The 16,287-nt window shown below is 46.6% G+C and carries 14 protein-coding genes and 2 tRNA genes; 9 read left to right on the top strand and 7 right to left on the bottom strand.

Annotated elements, in window-relative coordinates; all coding sequences use genetic code 11:
• Positions 1–12: 12 nt before the first annotated feature.
• The 3 genes from UNH61_RS26635 to gap form a co-directional block, all read right to left on the bottom strand.
• The gene (locus UNH61_RS26635) at positions 13–1,425 is read right to left on the bottom strand and encodes a cation:proton antiporter (RefSeq protein ID WP_326995042.1); all 1,413 of its coding nucleotides are present in this window, start codon (positions 1,423–1,425) and stop codon (positions 13–15) included.
• Positions 1,426–1,557: 132 nt separating this feature from the next.
• Complete coding sequence (locus UNH61_RS26630) at positions 1,558–2,751, bottom strand: phosphoglycerate kinase (RefSeq protein WP_326995041.1); 1,194 nt, start codon at positions 2,749–2,751, stop codon at positions 1,558–1,560.
• 167 nt (positions 2,752–2,918) lie between these two features.
• On the bottom strand, positions 2,919–3,935 hold the full coding sequence (gap, locus tag UNH61_RS26625; RefSeq protein WP_326995040.1) for a type I glyceraldehyde-3-phosphate dehydrogenase: 1,017 nt from the start codon (positions 3,933–3,935) through the stop codon (positions 2,919–2,921).
• Between the two features lie 141 nt (positions 3,936–4,076).
• Here gap and UNH61_RS26620 point away from each other — a divergent pair.
• Positions 4,077–4,148 (top strand) — tRNA-Glu (locus UNH61_RS26620).
• A gap of 186 nt (positions 4,149–4,334) precedes the next feature.
• Here UNH61_RS26620 and UNH61_RS26615 read toward each other — a convergent pair.
• Entirely contained in the window at positions 4,335–4,481 is a 147-nt protein-coding gene (locus UNH61_RS26615; RefSeq protein WP_326995039.1) for a YdeI/OmpD-associated family protein, read from the bottom strand.
• Positions 4,482–4,645: 164 nt separating this feature from the next.
• On the opposite strand from UNH61_RS26615, the gene UNH61_RS26610 reads away from it, so the two are divergent.
• Positions 4,646–5,215: a dihydrofolate reductase family protein gene (locus UNH61_RS26610; protein ID WP_326995038.1), complete on the top strand. Its 570-nt coding sequence runs from the start codon at positions 4,646–4,648 to the stop codon at positions 5,213–5,215.
• 125 nt (positions 5,216–5,340) lie between these two features.
• Here UNH61_RS26610 and UNH61_RS26605 read toward each other — a convergent pair whose 3' ends face one another.
• Complete coding sequence (locus UNH61_RS26605; protein ID WP_326995037.1) at positions 5,341–6,168, bottom strand: class I SAM-dependent methyltransferase; 828 nt, start codon at positions 6,166–6,168, stop codon at positions 5,341–5,343.
• Between the two features lie 469 nt (positions 6,169–6,637).
• Between UNH61_RS26605 and UNH61_RS26600 the strand changes: the two genes are divergently transcribed.
• The 4 genes from UNH61_RS26600 to UNH61_RS26585 are packed head-to-tail and all read left to right on the top strand — an operon-like array spanning position 6,638 to position 10,862.
• Positions 6,638–7,999, top strand: a complete 1,362-nt coding sequence (locus UNH61_RS26600) for a hypothetical protein (RefSeq protein WP_326995036.1) — start codon at positions 6,638–6,640, stop codon at positions 7,997–7,999.
• Between the two features lie 3 nt (positions 8,000–8,002).
• On the top strand, positions 8,003–8,917 hold the full coding sequence (locus tag UNH61_RS26595) for a hypothetical protein (protein WP_326995035.1): 915 nt from the start codon (positions 8,003–8,005) through the stop codon (positions 8,915–8,917).
• Between the two features lie 7 nt (positions 8,918–8,924).
• Entirely contained in the window at positions 8,925–9,860 is a 936-nt protein-coding gene (locus tag UNH61_RS26590) for a gliding motility-associated C-terminal domain-containing protein (protein ID WP_326995034.1), read from the top strand.
• Between the two features lie 18 nt (positions 9,861–9,878).
• The gene (locus UNH61_RS26585; RefSeq protein WP_326995033.1) at positions 9,879–10,862 is read left to right on the top strand and encodes a type IX secretion system membrane protein PorP/SprF; all 984 of its coding nucleotides are present in this window, start codon (positions 9,879–9,881) and stop codon (positions 10,860–10,862) included.
• 72 nt (positions 10,863–10,934) lie between these two features.
• On the opposite strand, the gene UNH61_RS26580 is transcribed toward UNH61_RS26585, so the two are convergent.
• Positions 10,935–13,712, bottom strand: a complete 2,778-nt coding sequence (locus UNH61_RS26580; RefSeq protein WP_326995032.1) for a TonB-dependent receptor — start codon at positions 13,710–13,712, stop codon at positions 10,935–10,937.
• A gap of 291 nt (positions 13,713–14,003) precedes the next feature.
• Here UNH61_RS26580 and UNH61_RS26575 point away from each other — a divergent pair, with 291 nt between their 5' ends.
• Both UNH61_RS26575 and UNH61_RS26570 read left to right on the top strand, forming a co-directional pair.
• Entirely contained in the window at positions 14,004–14,687 is a 684-nt protein-coding gene (locus UNH61_RS26575; protein ID WP_326995031.1) for a DUF1345 domain-containing protein, read from the top strand.
• 85 nt (positions 14,688–14,772) lie between these two features.
• Positions 14,773–14,844, top strand: a tRNA-Glu gene (locus UNH61_RS26570).
• 88 nt (positions 14,845–14,932) lie between these two features.
• Here UNH61_RS26570 and UNH61_RS26565 read toward each other — a convergent pair.
• Positions 14,933–15,808 carry an alpha/beta hydrolase gene (locus UNH61_RS26565; protein ID WP_326995030.1) on the bottom strand — a complete coding sequence of 292 codons (876 nt, stop codon included), beginning with the start codon at positions 15,806–15,808 and terminating at the stop codon, positions 14,933–14,935.
• A gap of 102 nt (positions 15,809–15,910) precedes the next feature.
• Here UNH61_RS26565 and UNH61_RS26560 point away from each other — a divergent pair, with 102 nt between their 5' ends.
• Complete coding sequence (locus UNH61_RS26560) at positions 15,911–16,270, top strand: MerR family transcriptional regulator (RefSeq protein ID WP_326995029.1); 360 nt, start codon at positions 15,911–15,913, stop codon at positions 16,268–16,270.
• Positions 16,271–16,287: the final 17 nt, after the last annotated feature.

Here is a 16,287-nt window from a genome sequence, read left to right as displayed (position 1 = left end):
TGTTCCCGGTTCTTAATTAATCGCGAGGCCTTTGCGTTTATCACTGAGGGCCACCAGATCGAGCAAGGGGCCGGTCATAAAGGTGGTGGCCAATGCCATGAGTACCATCATTGCAAAGATCTCCGGAGAAAGGATACCCAGGTCGAAACCAATATTCAGTACCACCAGTTCCATAAGGCCGCGGGTGTTCATCAGGGCGCCGATGGCAACAGATTGCCTCCAGCTTTGACCCATTAAGCGTGCAGTAACAGTGCTTCCTCCAAATTTACCTGATACCGCTACCAACATGATCATAGCGCAGACTACCCATAAGTCGCCCTGGTTCAGCAGCCCGATATGTGTCCTCAAACCGGTAAATACAAAGAAGATCGGCAGCAGCAGTATCACACTTACATCTTCCAGTTTATCTGTTAACACCTGTTTGATATTGGTATCAACAGGCATAATTACGCCAGCGAGGAAGGCACCGAAGAGCGCATGTATTCCTATCACTTCCGCCAGCCAGGCAGATATCAGCAGTACAAAGAAAACCAGCGATACAGCAGCTTTCTGCCGGCCCTTCGCCATTTGGGCTTTAATTGTTTTGTTCAGCCAGGGTCGTATCACCAGCAACATGGCAGCAACAAACAGCACTGCCAGCAGGATGGTAAATGCCGCACTCAACAGGCCGCCAGCATTGACGATAGCTACTACCACAGCCAGTATACACCAGGCTGTAATATCATCGGCAGCAGCGCAGGTGATTGCCATAACCCCGAGCGGCGTTTGTGTGAGTTTTCTTTCCTGAACGATGCGGGCCAGCACCGGGAAAGCGGTGATGCTCATTGCGATGCCCATAAACAGTGCAAAAGACAGGAAGCTTACGCCAGCCGGGGCAAAGCGGGTGAAAAGAAAATAGGCAAGCCACACCCCCAGAAAGAAGGGCACGATGATACTGGCATGACTGATCATTACAGCGTCGTGAGCTTTGTGCCGGATCTTCTGGATATCCAGCTCCATTCCCACAATAAACATGAAGAACGCCAATCCAATCTGGCTGAGGAACTGGAGGTTCTTTAGTGAATCTACCGGGAAAAGGAAGGCGGAAAAACCGGGGCTAAGCCAACCCAGTAAAGAGGGCCCCAGCAAAACGCCGGCAATGATTTCACCTACTACTGCGGGTTGTTTTACTTTATTAGCCAGTATGCCGAAGGCACGTGCAGCCAGCATGATGATGATGATCTGCAGCAACAGCAGGCCCAGCGGGTGTTTCAGATTATCGAGATAACGCCACCAGCTATCCGGATGCGTAGTTGCAGCGGCTGGTACAGCGGGCAGTACGGGATGTACATTAATGGGGAGGGACTGTCCTTTATGAAGAATAATCCAGATCAGTGTTGCAAAAATGCCGATAATAGCGGGATACCAGAGCAGGCGTTTATTCATATACCGGAAATTTAGTTAGTGATCATTCATTGTAAAAGGCAGAAAATAAAAAGCCATTGAAGTAAATGATTTATTACGACAGGAGCAATTCCCGTTCATTCACTTCAACGGCTTTTTTCTTCAGTTACTGGTTTATCCGATTGCGGCAATACCTGGCAGTTCTTTACCTTCAAAGAACTCCAGTAATGCGCCACCGCCGGTGGAAACATAACTCACTTTATCAGCGATACCAAACTGGTTTACAGCAGCTACTGAGTCGCCGCCGCCCACGAGGGAGAAGGCGCCGTTTGCAGTAGCCTTTACGATAGCTTCTGCCACGCCTTTAGTACCACCCTGAAATGGAGTCATTTCAAAAACACCCATCGGACCATTCCATAAAATGGTTTTAGAAGCGGAGATTGTTTCGCCGAAAAGCGCTACAGACTTCGGTCCTATGTCGAGACCCATCCAGCCGGAAGGAATATTATCGTTAGAAACTACCTGTGTATTGGCATCAGCAGCGAATTTGTCGGCCGCCACGGAATCAACGGGGAGCAGCAGTTGCACGCCTTTGGCTTTAGCCTTGGCAACGAGTTCATTAGCGAGGTCGAGTTTATCATCTTCACAGAGAGAGCTGCCTATTTCCTTGCCCTGTGCTTTCAGGAAGGTATAAGCCATACCACCACCGATGATCAGGTTATTAGCCCGTTCCATGAGTGTTTCTATGATGAGGATTTTGTCGCTTACTTTCGCGCCGCCGAGAATAGCGGTGAAAGGAGCTGCAGCGCTGTCCATTACTTTACGGGCGCTGATTACTTCAGCTTCCATCAGTAGTCCGAACATACGGTTTTCGGGAGCAAAAAATTGTGCAATCACTGCAGTAGACGCGTGTGCGCGGTGAGCAGTACCAAAAGCATCATTTACGTATACGTTACCCAATTTGGAAAGCTGTTCAGCAAAAGCGGGATCACCCTTTTCTTCCGCTTTGTGGAAACGGAGGTTTTCCAGCAGTAGTACTTCGCCCATTTGCAGGTCGGCCGCTGCTTTTTCAGCAACAGGACCTACACAGTCGTCCGCAAATTTTACCGTAGTGCCGCCGAGCAGTGAAATCAGGTGAAAAACAAGATGTCTTAAAGAATATTTATCAGTAGGACCATCTTTTGGGCGGCCCAGGTGAGACATAAGGATCACTGCGCCACCATCACTCAGGATCTTTTTGATGGTAGGTACAGCAGCGCGCATACGGGTGTCGTCAGTAATTTCAAATTTATCGTTCAACGGTACGTTGAAATCCACACGAACAAGGGCTTTGCGGCCGTTGAAGTTATAGTCAGAAAATTTACTCATAGCGATCAATTTAAAGTAACGGAAGAAGGGGTGAAATGAAAACCGCGGTACCAACAACGCAAAGCAAGTATACAACCAAAAAAATCCTCTGGTCTATAGCTGCTGTGGTGTAGTTCCGCGGAATTTAAAAAATGCCCCCGGACGGACCGGGAGCATTTTCTGTAATATTATTTGCTGATCAGGCCGGCAAAGTACTTCACAGTACGTACCAGCTGTGATACATAGCTCATTTCGTTATCGTACCAGGAAACGGTTTTCACCATTTGCTGATCGCCAACAGTTAATACTTTAGTCTGCGTAGCATCGAACAGGGAACCGAAGTGGATTCCAACGATGTCGGTGCTTACGATTTCATCTTCAGTATAACCGAAAGATTCGCTGGCAGCGGCTTTCATAGCAGCATTGATTTCATCAACGGTTACTTTCTTATTGAGGATAGCAGTCAATTCAGTCAGAGAACCAGTGATGGTTGGAACACGCTGAGCACTACCGTCCAGTTTACCTTTCAATTCAGGCAGTACCAGGCCGATAGCTTTTGCAGCACCGGTGCTGTTAGGTACGATGTTAGCTGCAGCAGCACGGGCGCGGCGCAGGTCACCTTTCGGATGCGGTGCATCGAGGGTGTTCTGGTCGTTGGTGTACGCATGGATGGTAGTCATTAAACCGGTAGCGATACCAAATTTATCATTCAGTACTTTAGCCATTGGAGCAAGACAGTTAGTGGTGCAGGAAGCGCAGGAGATAACTGTTTCGCTACCATCGAGGATGTCGTGGTTAACGTTGAATACGATTGTTTTCAGATCACCGGTAGCAGGTGCAGAAATTACAACGCGTTTAGCACCGGCAGTCAGGTGAGCTTCGGCCTTATCCTTGTCGGTAAAGAAGCCGGTACATTCGATTACTACATCGATGTTGTGGTCTTTCCAGGGAATTTGAGACGGATCTCTTTGTGCGTATATGTTCACATCTTCACCGTTCACATTGATTGCGTTGTCGGAATGCTTTACTTCTGCATCGAATCTACCCTGAGCTGAATCATATTTCAGCAAATGCGCCAGCACCTTAGGGCTGGTGAGGTCATTGATGGCTACCACATCAATGCCGGGCATTTTGTAAATCTGGCGGTATACCAAACGGCCGATACGACCGAAACCATTAATACCAATTTTGAGAGTAGTTCCCATTTTTCGTCGTGATTTGAGTATGAAAAAATCGAAGGCGAATTTACAATCTATACCCTTATTTTTCAATATAATTTTAGGTTACGAAATTTTTTTTTGGAATTTTAGAATAAGGTTCTACATTTGCAATCCCAAAACGGACATGCCGCGTTGGTCAAGGGGTTAAGACGCCTCCCTTTCACGGAGGAATCACGGGTTCGATTCCCGTACGTGGTACAGGCAAGTTTAAAGGGTCATCATTTTATATGATGACCCTTTTTGTTATATTTTATAATTCCCCAATATATTACTGCAGGCGAGTGTATATCTCCTTTTTGTTTACATCATGTTTTCAGGGTTTTTTGTTCCTTTTGCAACATGACCAGCGCTTTCTCCGCCCGTGTTTTCCGGGTGGCTTCCTGCCTAGCTGATCCCACCCACCCAGTCACAATATCCCTGCTTATAAGACTTCGACAATGACTCGAAAAAGGCCCTGGCTTTCGCGTCGGTAGCCAGCAGCGTTTCGAGTTCTGCTGGTACCCCTTCAATATGTACTCCCTTTGGTAGCATCTGATAGCATTTTGTTCATTGAAAATAGCCAAATTCTTCAGTCCTTCCAAGCTATCCAAACAATGTTCATTTTATTCCAATTCGCGACGCATTTGACCCACAAAAAGTCACTTTCTCCCCCTGCCTGAGCAAACAACATCCGGTAGCTTTATAAAAAAAGAATGATGCGAAAAATTATCGTTACCGAATTCATCACCCTCGATGGTGTTATTGAGGCGCCTGGCGGCAATGAAACGCCTCATCCTCATGGCGGCTGGCAGTTTAAACATGGCGGTACTCCGGAAACCGGGAAGTATAAGGTTGATGAGCTTGCCAGTGTGGATGCCTTGTTGTTGGGCAAAAATACATATGAATTGTTTGCAGGGTACTGGCCTGGCCAGACCGGCAGCGGGTTTGCGGATCGTATGAACCAGTTGCCGAAATATGTCGTATCCCGGAGTCTGCAAAAGGCGCAGTGGAACAATAGTCACATCCTTCGCGACGTGGCCAAAGATGTTGCTGCATTGAAGAAGACCGATGGTGGCGACATCCTTGTTTATGGGAGCGCCACACTCGCCAGGGCACTGCTTCACCACGATCTTATTGATGAGTTGCGGCTGATGGTATATCCCGTCTCGATTGGTGGTGGGTTAAGGCTATTCGACGACAACAGGGAGTTAAAGAAGTTCGGGCTTAAACACTCGCGTGCGACGGATAACGGTGTTCTTATCCTTGAGTTTGAGCCAATCAGTTGACGCACACTGTGGGCCGATTAATTAGGGGGATGAGTGTTTCTGATAATAGTCAGGAAATACTTCTTTCTGCAAATTGGTTCGGCCTGCAAACCTTCACAGCATCCTGATCCCTTTCATCTGATATTTTATGCCGGATTTTCAGTGACAGGATAAATGGATTTCACTCCCGTACTCATCATTTTGGGGCCTAACAAAGGATACATTTCCATCATTTCAGCAACATCCAGCAGCCGTTCTCGTTTCTTTTCATCTGTTATCACAGATTCCAGATCGGGCGTATTCCAGGCGGGGCCTAATACTCCGGCTGTTGATACCGCATCAAAACCGGCATCAAGCATTTCGGCTTCTATTTCCTGCTGGGTATGAAAATATGCGATATCGAATGTCAGATGGCTGGACGACTGGTTTCTTCTGACGCCGGTCGTCACTTCTCTTACCGTCATTTCATAGTATTCTTCATCAAATACTTTACCTGAGCTCAGTGCATATAGCAGGCCTGCAAGCCGTCCTATTGTAAAAGCCAGCAGTTTGCCACTGGGTTTCAGTATGCGTTTGCATTCCTGTAATACCTGCAGTCTTTCTGTTCTTTCGTATAAATGATAAAGAGGACCATTAAGAATAATGAGATCTGCGCAGTTATCATTGTACGATAGTTGCCGGGCATCCTGAACAGAACAGCTTACATTTTTTTCGGATGTACCAAGTCGTTCCCTGAATAGCTGCACATGGCCGGGAACAATATCCGAATAGTGAACGGAATACCCCAGGCTGCCGAGCCACAGGGAATAGGGGCCTGTTCCACCACCGATATCAAAAATGGAAGCTGCCGGTCCGGCAATATTTTTCAGGATCAGTTTGCGTGTATGAGCTTCTTCCAGTATGCCATAGGCGGTTTTCAATCTTTCATCTTCGTTGAAGCGGCGATAATAATCGATGATAGCCTCTTTATCCATGTTAGTTTATTTTATAGACTATCATATTGCCATTAATATGATAATGATAAACAAATATACCGATCAGCAGGATGCCTGAAAGAGTAATTACCGCGACACGGGAATTTTTTTAGCAAGATGGCAGTTAGATAAGTATGCCAGAATTAATCCATCTACTTTATTAATTATAATTATTGTTAAATAATTAATTTAATTAATATATATTTTATTTTATTTAAAATATTTAATGTACACCCGACCGGTTGTTCATTTTTATCCATCTTTCACCTTTATCCATTTTGTTCATTGGGCGCTGGAAGGGGCTATAGGGTTGATTATTCGCCTACATTAGCGACGTACCTAATTAAAATCCCGGTAGATATCACGAGTAAGTATCCTTATGCGAAGCCCTTGGTGTGCCTTGAAAATATTGACCCATTTCCTTGTACCAGAAATGAAAAGCGGAACATGCCGTAATACGGTCGGGGGAATGCTGCGTAGTATCGGAGGAGGGGGGCTACTGTTGGTTTTATTCATCTTACCGGTAATTACAATTGCACAAACGGGATGTCCGGTCAGCAAGGTGCGGAAGTATGCGTCGCGTCAGCGATCTACTAATGGTGTTGATAACCCGGGAAATGCCGTGGATGGTGATCCGAAAACCTCCTCCACATTGAATTTGGGCTTATTGTTGGGCGCTACTACCCAGTATCTGGGATTTGATAATACAATACCGGCAGGTACTCAGGTAAGCATCAAAGTAAGATATCCGAAAAGTGCTGTAGGAGTGGGGGTAGTGGTAACTATGCAGCCATTTGTTTACAAGAACGGAATAGAGCAGGCAGTGGGTGCGTCTACTGTTACAGGCGATTTGCTGGCGGCACTTGGCGGCGCCGGCGACGTGGAGGTGATGATGGTGCCGAAGGATAATGCAGGAACACCGGTGGCATATGATGGGGTATGGGTGAATATTGCCGGCGTATTGGCCGTGGGAGTGAGCATGAATATATATGACGCCTGGATTACGCAGAACGCCCCACCCGGCGCTAATTGTAATCAGGCAATTGATGTGCTGGAAGGAGCGCGTGCAGGAACGCTTCAGCTGCTTAATGCAACCGGTGGTGTAGACAATCCGTGGAATGCGATTGACAATGATCCTAACCTGCAAACCTACGCCCTGATGAACAGCGGAGCGCAGGTATTGAGCCAGGTATATGAAACGGTGGTGTTCAATACACCCTCCGCGCCAAACGATTCAGTTTATATCGTTTTACAGAATCCCAATGGAGGATTGCTCAATCTTGGGCTGCTGAATGGTTTTACCGTGCAGCCATATCTTGGCAATACGCCGGTGGGCAGCCCGATCACCAGCAATAGTTCTTTACTGGCCCTTCGGTTGCTGGCAGGTGCAGATCCAAAGTATGTATTATCTGCTGCCATTCCCGGTTCGTTCGACCGGATAGATATCCAGAAAGGCGGAGTGGCGGATTTGTTGTCGGCATTGCGGATTTATGATGTAAAAACGGTGCGCCCGGTACCGACATATGACCTGAAAATAAACGGGCAACTTACCCCTGGTCCGGTATGTATCACCGATGCAGATAAACTGAGTTTCAATATCAGCAATACAGATCCTTGTGCCAATTACAATTGGTATGCGGCTGATAACGGCACACTGCTGACTACCGGCCAGGTGTTTAAACCCAGTATCACTGTAGCAGGTTCTTATACCTTTTATGTGGAAGCAGTGAGGAACGGATGCAACGGAAATATAAAAAATCGTGTGCCCGTTACCGTTACTGCGGAACCTAAACCTGGTAAACCATCTTTAACAATTCAACTAAACCCTTAACATATGAAGATTGCTACTCCTGAAATGAGCTGGCCTTTCCAACCTGTTTCGCAGATCTCTACTGTACGTATGCATGTTTGCAAATGGCTGCTGGCAGTGATGATGCTGGTATTTGCCGCCAGTGCGCAGGCCCAGACGCTGCCACTAAAAAACACTACTGATCTGTACAATGCAGATCCTTCGAAAGGAATTTCATCCAGCGATGGAAGTGCTGTACTCTGTAAGGAAAAATCCAGCTTTACCCTGAATGCATCTACGAAAACAGATGATGGAACAGTATCTTATACTTCCTGGACCTGGGATGAGGTGGATGCTAACGGGAACCCCACTACGCTGTCTTCCAATGCAACTCCCAATAACGAGAAACTTAGTGTCATCAATGCTGTTCCGGGATGGCATACTTACCGGGTAATAGCATCTGCAGGTACAGCAGGCTGTCCGGCTGATCCGGTGCTGTATACAGTGTATGTTTTACCAGATCTTAGCATTACTTCCAGCATAGACGACAACACACCATCTCTTTCTTATTGCGCGGCCAGTGGAGCGCCTACTGATGCAGGTAAGAAGATTATACTTAACACTTCCGTGAGTTTTGCGACAACACCCAATAAGATCCAGGGTCTGAAAGACTATGCAGTAACAGATTTCGACCTGACCTATACCTGGTATAAGCAGGAAGTGGGTTCCACTGGTGCTCCTGTTCAGATACCTTCGGTAACAACCAGTTCCTACACGATTGCAGATGCCGCGGACAATTCTGCAACCACCGAGAAGAAATATAATTACTCAGTAAAGGTGGCTTATACCATGAAAGCGTGTGCTGATTATACCGCTACAACCCAGTATAAAGGTACCGCAGCTCAGGTTAACGTTACGCCGAAACCAAGCGCTCCGAAAATCAGCATTACTGTTCAGTAAGCTTTGTATGCTGAAGAAGCTGACCGCTATATTATTTTTTCTTGCATGGGGCATAGCCGGCGCATTTGCGCAGACTGTGCCCATCAGGTACATCATACCCGGACAACAGGTAAAGCTCACAGCCACGGAAACACAGGCTACGCAGTATCAGTGGTTCCGCGACGGGGTAGCTATTACCGGCGCCACGCAGGAGGAATTCACTACTACCGCTCCGGGGAAATACACCGTAGAGGCCTATAACGGCGAAGGATGTGTTTCCGATCTGTCGCGGCCGGTGATCATCGCATTGTTGCCGGCGCGGGGGCCGGATGCAGACATGCAGATTGTCAAAACAGCTGACAACGGTAGTTTCAAACTGGCAGGTACTTTCAATTACCATCTTTCAGTAACTAATAACGGGCCGGGAAATGCAAGCAATATAACGGTAACGGATAAACTACCCCGACAAGTAACCATGGATCTGTTGCAGGTACCCGCTGTGGGTACAGCTGTTTACCAGGTAGCTGATCATACGGTGTTATGGAAGATTGGAAATCTTGATGCAGGAGCTGCTGCTTCACTTGCCATCAGGGTGAAGGTAGTTGAGCCCGGGCTGATTAGTAATACCGCTACTGTTACTGCAACGGAACAGGATAATGTGCCACAGAATAATACCAGCTCACATCAGCTGCAGGTGCTGGCATTACATATTCCTAATGCCATCACACCCAATGGCGACGGTGTGAATGATGTATTTGTGATAACAGGTCTGGAACAGTATCCTGAGAATGAACTGACCATCCTGAATCGCTGGGGCAACCATGTATTTGAGCAAAAAGGATATACACAAAACTGGAGTGGAAAAGGATTGAATGCGGGTACCTATTTCTACCTGTTACGGGTAAAAGATGGAAGTGGGCGCTGGCAGGATTTCAAAGGATATATCACATTGCTGAAGCCATAACCATTTACTATGCGTGTCATGAGATATTTAGCGTTCCTGTTATGCTGCAATTGCTGGTACAGCGCAAATGCCCAGCAGGATGCGCAGTTCAGCCAATATATCTTCAATGGGATCTATATTAATCCCGCCTATGCCGGTTACCGGCAGGAATTGAATGCGCATGCTTTTTACAGGAACCAGTGGATAGGAGTACCAGGTGCGCCGGTGACGATGTCGCTGGCCATCGATGGAAGTGTTAATAACGACCGGGTGGGACTTGCCTTACTGGTGTCGCATGATAAAATCGGTGCCCAGAGCCAGCTGACAGCATATGGTAATTATGCGTACCGTATACCGGTAGGAGAGGAAGGCCGTCTTGCATTTGGGATAGGTGCAGGCATTGTACAGCAGGGTTTGAATCCGAATGAACTGGATTTTAATAATCCGAACGAACCAAACCTGGGAGGTGTTACGCAACGTATGATGTTGTTTGATACGAGAGCGGGGGTTTATTACACCACACCCACCTGGTTTGCCGGCTTTTCGGCAGATAACCTGACTGCCCAGTATCAGGCCAGGAACAAGCCGCTGGGGCATTTTATTCCTTCTCCCAAGCCTCACTATTACCTGACTGCTGGTGCTATGTTACGTATGAATGACGATGTATACCTGAAGCCTTCATTCTTACTGAAAGATGATCGGGCCGGGCCTACCAGCCTGGATCTGAATATGTTTGTGCTGCTAAAAGAAACTGTATGGCTGGGAGCAGGTTACCGTACTGCTGTGAATATTTACAACAAACCTGCCCTGCAGCCGGGGCTTGCCAAATCCAGTGCAGTGGTGGCTATGGCCGAAGTGTTTGTATTGCCTGAGTTGAGAATAGGATATGCTTTTGATTATTCATTGAATAAGTATCGCAACTATAACAATGGTACGCACGAAATTTCTGTGGGGTATTATTTCAGGAGAATGGATAATGCAAAACGGAATTCATTACGCCAGGTGAGGTGTAGCTATTTCTAGCTGTTAGCCTTTAGTAAAAATGCAGCGGAGATTATATTGTATTTAATACTTTATAATCTCCGCTGCATTTTATTAAAAGCTCAGTGTTGCTCTTGCAAACAGGAATCTTCCGTTATACCCGAACTGTTGGGAGGCGCGGGAATAAACGAATCGACCGGAGCTGGAATTGGCTACTGATAATTGATCCGGATATATATCCAGGAGGTTGTTGGCACCGATGGTGAGTTGCAGGCCAGGGAAGAAGCGGTAGCCTACACTGAGATCGGTGACCACTTTACCGCGGTAGGTATCCTGGTTAGCTACAGTGTTGGTAGCTTCTTTTACTTTTCCGAAGTATACGTTACGTAAGAAGAATCCCCACTTTTGAATGGTATAATTCAGCGAGAGATTGGCTTTGGTTTGGGGTACGGAATTTTCCAGGTAGATGCGGCTGGCGTCATCAAAATAGGTGCTTTCTTTACCCACGAGTAACGGTGACGCATGTACGGGACCAACGAGGGAAGTAACAGCTATTGTACCGGACAGATCGGCCCGGAAATGGCCTTTGCCGGGATGTGCGGAATAGGTGATCACCGCATCTATACCTTTTGTTTCGGTATTGATGGCATTGGCGAAGAAGCGGGCTGTTTGCGCGTTGGCGGAACGAAGGATATTGTATATCTCCTGTTCTTGTGGCGTACCGTTTTTATTACCGGAGAATTGCCCGGTATAAACGACGCGATCGTTGATACGGATGAAGTAACCATCGACGGTTATTTTCACAGCACCCAGATTGCTGGTGGCGCCTGCACTGTAGCTATAGGAAGTTTCCTGTTTCAGTTTCGGAATTCCCAGCAATGCGGCCACACGACTGTCGTTAGTGAAAGTACCGGATTCAACAAAGATACCATCTGTATATATGCTGGAAGTAGCATTGAAATAGCGCTGGTGAAGGGAGGGGGCCCTGAACCCTGTACTGGCAGCGGCTCTCAAAAGAAACTTGGGGCTGAACTGATACCGGCCGGCGAGTTTCCAGTTGAGTGTGGAGCCGAAGTCGGAATAGTTCTCAAAACGCAAGGCACCATCTACAAGCAGTTTCTCCGTAAAATTTACTTCTACATCGCCATATGCAGCAATAGAAGTACGGGATGCATTGGTGGCATTATCGGGGCTAAAGCCGGGAAAGCTTTGCGCCCCACCGGCAAACGGACTACCATTCCGTGCAAAGCGGGTAGATACATTGCCTCTTGGATCAGGAACGAGGATGGGGTTTCCCTGTGCGTCCGTACCAATTTTAAGGGCGTTGCCGAAGTTGGTATAAGAGGAAGCTTCGCCGGGCAGAATGCGGTAGTTCTCGTAACGATGCTCAGCGCCGAATGCCACGTTGATGCCACTCAGGGCATCCTTGAACAGGCGGCTGAAATCGAGGTTGGTGGTATTCTGCTGAAAGCGGTACCCGCCTGCTTCGAAGCTGGTAGGCGAAGCCTTCAGCATGGAGGCGTTGAGGGTATTGCTAACAGTGAAATCGACGCCGTTTTCACCGAACGTATTGCTGAAGTCGACCTTCCATTCCCCGAGCGTACCTCTGATGCCGGCGGCGAGTGATTTATCGCGGTTATCTGTTACGATCAGCGGCAGGAATCCGTTGGGATAGATCGTGTCGTTGGTTTGGGTGAGCTGGGCAGGTGTTCTGTAGAAAGCTGCCGCTTCGCCGTGGCGGTAATTCAGGCCTCCGAAAGCATACACTTCTGCTTTATCGCTTACTGGCAGAGAGGCGTTGAAAAAGAGGCTACCGCCGCGGTTGGCCGACTGGCCGACCCGAGAATTGAAATCGCTGCGGCTAAGTCCGCGTTTGGCCAGCACCTGATCCGTAACATCCTTGCCGGTAGGGGTGCCGGGTACGGTAGCAAAAGAAGGATCATTGTAATCTGTGAAAATAGTGCCGGTAAACGTACCGGAGCGGTTGGTATAGTTCCGGTAATCATAAGAACCGGCGAGATTGATAAACCCGCCTTTGTTTCCAAGTGGCAGGCCGTAACTGATATTAGCCTGAACGTTTTGTCCGTCGAAGTTATTTTCAGAATGTTTGGAAACATAGGCGCCGGTAGTCACATTAACGTTCACCTTATTGACTTCATCATTCAGTACGATGTTGATTACACCAGCAATGGCATCGGAGCCGTATTGCGCAGAAGCCCCGTCGCGCAGTATTTCAATGCGTTTGATAGCGGCGGTGGGAATAGCGTTCATATCGGTACCAACGGAACCTTTACCGAAGCTGCCGTTGATGTTCACCAATGAGGTGGTATGTCGTCTTTTGCCGTTAATCAGCACCAATACCTGGTCGGGCCCCAGGCCACGCAGAGAGGCCGGATCAATATGGTCTGTTCCATCGGCCAGTGCTTGTGTGTTGGAAGAAAAAGAAGGTGCCACATAGTTGAGTATCTGGTTAATGCTTACCTGTGGTGAAAACTGGGCGATTTGTTTCACGTCTACAACATCTACCGGAACAGCTGTACTAAGCTGGCTTCGCGGTGCGCTTCTGGAGCCGAGTACCACTACTTCACTCAGGTCGTCGGTAGTTTTGAGCTGGAAGTCGAGTATGAGACGCTGCCCTGCTGTTAACGTCACTTCCTTTTCCAGGGGCTGATATCCGATGTAGCTGACGTTTACCTTATAGCTGCCGGGTTGCAGGGATAATTTGTAATGGCCGGCCGCGTCGGTGATCATACCCGTATTCCGGCCTACGATCCTTACAGAAGCGCCTACCAAAGGTTGTTTGCTGTCTGATATCGTTCCCTCCAGTGTTTGTGCGTATAGTGAAACAGGCAATAAGAATAGCCATGCCAGAATGTACAGTTTTGCTTTCATACTATAGTTTTTAATGGTGAGATGATCTTCTACAGAGGATCAAATAGTAAACAGGGGATAAAGACGTTTGTTTGGTTGATTTAAAATTATTTCATAGCCCGAAGGCATTGCTGATAATATCCGGCACAATACCGGAAAACAGGCCGGATCGTAGTATTCATTTGGTTGATGATTATTATCTTGCTAAGGTACTTAAATAGTATGATCTGAACAATAGTCCACTAAATTTGTAGGAATATAATTCAGAACGCTGATATATTTATCTTTAAGGTTACAAGTCAGAATAAAACAATGGGGAAAAAAAAAGCTGTTAAGGTATTGCTGGACATGCGTCCAATGAACCGGGTAATGATAAGTCTGGGGGTTACCCTGGGAGTATGGCTGCTATGCTGGTTGTTGCAGCTGAATCTGCATCCGCTGGTACTGTATGCATTACTATGGGATGTATTTGCATTGGCACATATCACTACCGGCTGGATTATTTTTTACAATCGTTCAGCCGAGCATATCCGGACCTGGGCAACGATCGACGATGGAAGCAGGATCTTCGTTTCCTTTTCGGTGATCGGTGCCGCAGTAGCCAGTCTTGTAATTGTGCTATTGCTGGTGCTCACAAATGAGGTAACAGGTTTGTCGAAAATCCTGTACCTGCCGGTAGCGATCACCGGGATACTGGCATCGTGGACGATGGTGCATACCACGTTGACTTTTCATTATGCGAACCTTTATTATGATAACGATAAAGAGGATCAAACAAGACATGCGGGCGGACTGGAATTCCCGAGAGAAAAGAAGCCGGATTACCTCGACTTTGCCTATTTCGCTTTCGTGATCGGGATGACTTTCCAGGTATCTGATGTGGAAATCAGCGGGAGAGTGATCAGGCGTACAGCACTGGCGCACGGGTTATTGTCTTTTATCCTGAATACCTTTGTGGTGGCACTGACCGTTAACCTCATAGCAGGACTTAAATAGCAGGATGGTTTTCTTTGGCTGAAGAAGTGAAAAAAAATTTTGGATTGTAAAATGTTTTCCTATCTTTGCAATCCCAAACGAAAACGCCGCGTTGGTCAAGGGGTTAAGACGCCTCCCTTTCACGGAGGAATCACGGGTTCGATTCCCGTACGTGGTACAAGAAATGTTGAACGCATCGAATTTACTTTCGATGCGTTCTTTTTTTTGAGCATTCTTATATTTATGTTTCAGGAATGTGCTTACCCTTATCCTAAAAATTCCATTATCTGCGCTGCTACTTCTTCCGGCTTTTCAGCAAGCAAAAAATGCCCGCTATCTTCAATTTTTTTCATACTTATATCCGTAGCGAATTTAGTGAGCGAAGCGCTTAACATTTCATAACTGTTACTACAGGCTATACCGAGTACCGGAGTTTTAATCTTTGGGTAAGCTTTACTGTCCTGAATATCCTGTGCGAATGCCTGATACCATGCGTTAGAAGCGCGGATATCTTCAGTGCTGTCGTAAGCATGGCTATAGACGCCTTTATCGAAATCACTTAAACTGTTTTGATTATTTAGTAACGACTTAAAAATCCAGTCGATTACAACTCTCATTCTTCCTGCTAAAAGTACTTCCGGAAGCTCTTTTACCTGGTTAAAAGCAAGCCACCACGGATAAGTATAGTTCATTCCGGTAATGGGTAACATTGGCAGCTGATACATTGTTTCATCGGGATGTGGTGTATCCAACATTATTAACTTACCGGTTGCTTCCTGGTAATTGGCAGCAAAACTGAATGCTACATGAGCACCAATATCGTGCCCACAGATATGAATTTTACGATGACCCGATTTTTGAGCCAATTCATATATATCCTTTGCCATGTTTTTCTTATCATAACCGGCTAATGGCTTTTCGGAGCTGCCCATACCCCTTGGTTCCACGACAAGTACGCTATATTTTAAAGAGAGTAAAGGCATTATCTTATGGTACGCCCACCAGTTTTCCGGCCAGCCCGGAATCAAAACTAATGCCTCGCCCACGCCGCCTTCCACGTAGTGCAATCTGATGCCGTTTGCCTCTGCATACTGGTTAGTATAACCGGGGAGCATTTTTAACAATTCCTGATCTGAATACATCTTAGTGATTTTTATATCGCGCAATTTGTTTTACCAAACTTAGATAATACTTTTGATACCAAAAAGTATGCAGTATACTATATAGTTTAATTATTTTTAAGAATGAAACTGATTAATCAACTTTCCAAAGAAACAGGCATTCCAATAGGTACCATCCGTTTCTATGAAAAATCCGGTCTTATAAAAGGGGAGAAAAAGCCAGAAGTAAAAACGAACAACTATTTGTATTATGGAGATGATGTTATAGATAAATTGAGATTTATTCAGATGGCAAAAGCCGTGGGATTTACTTTAAATGAGATTAAGGAGGTCATTGATGCATGGTATCTGAAAACTATTAGTAAGAAAGCCCAGATAGAGGTTTTGAGCAGGAAGCTGTTGCAGATTGACGAAAAGATTCAGGAGCTAAATGCCATGAAACGACAAATAGCTATATGTATGCAGAATATCAGTAAACGCTAGTTTGTACGCCAACTCGC

Origin of the sequence: Chitinophaga sp. 180180018-3, from assembly GCF_037893185.1 — a bacterium.
Classification (GTDB): domain Bacteria; phylum Bacteroidota; class Bacteroidia; order Chitinophagales; family Chitinophagaceae; genus Chitinophaga.
This window is presented reverse-complemented; position numbering and strand designations above follow the sequence as displayed.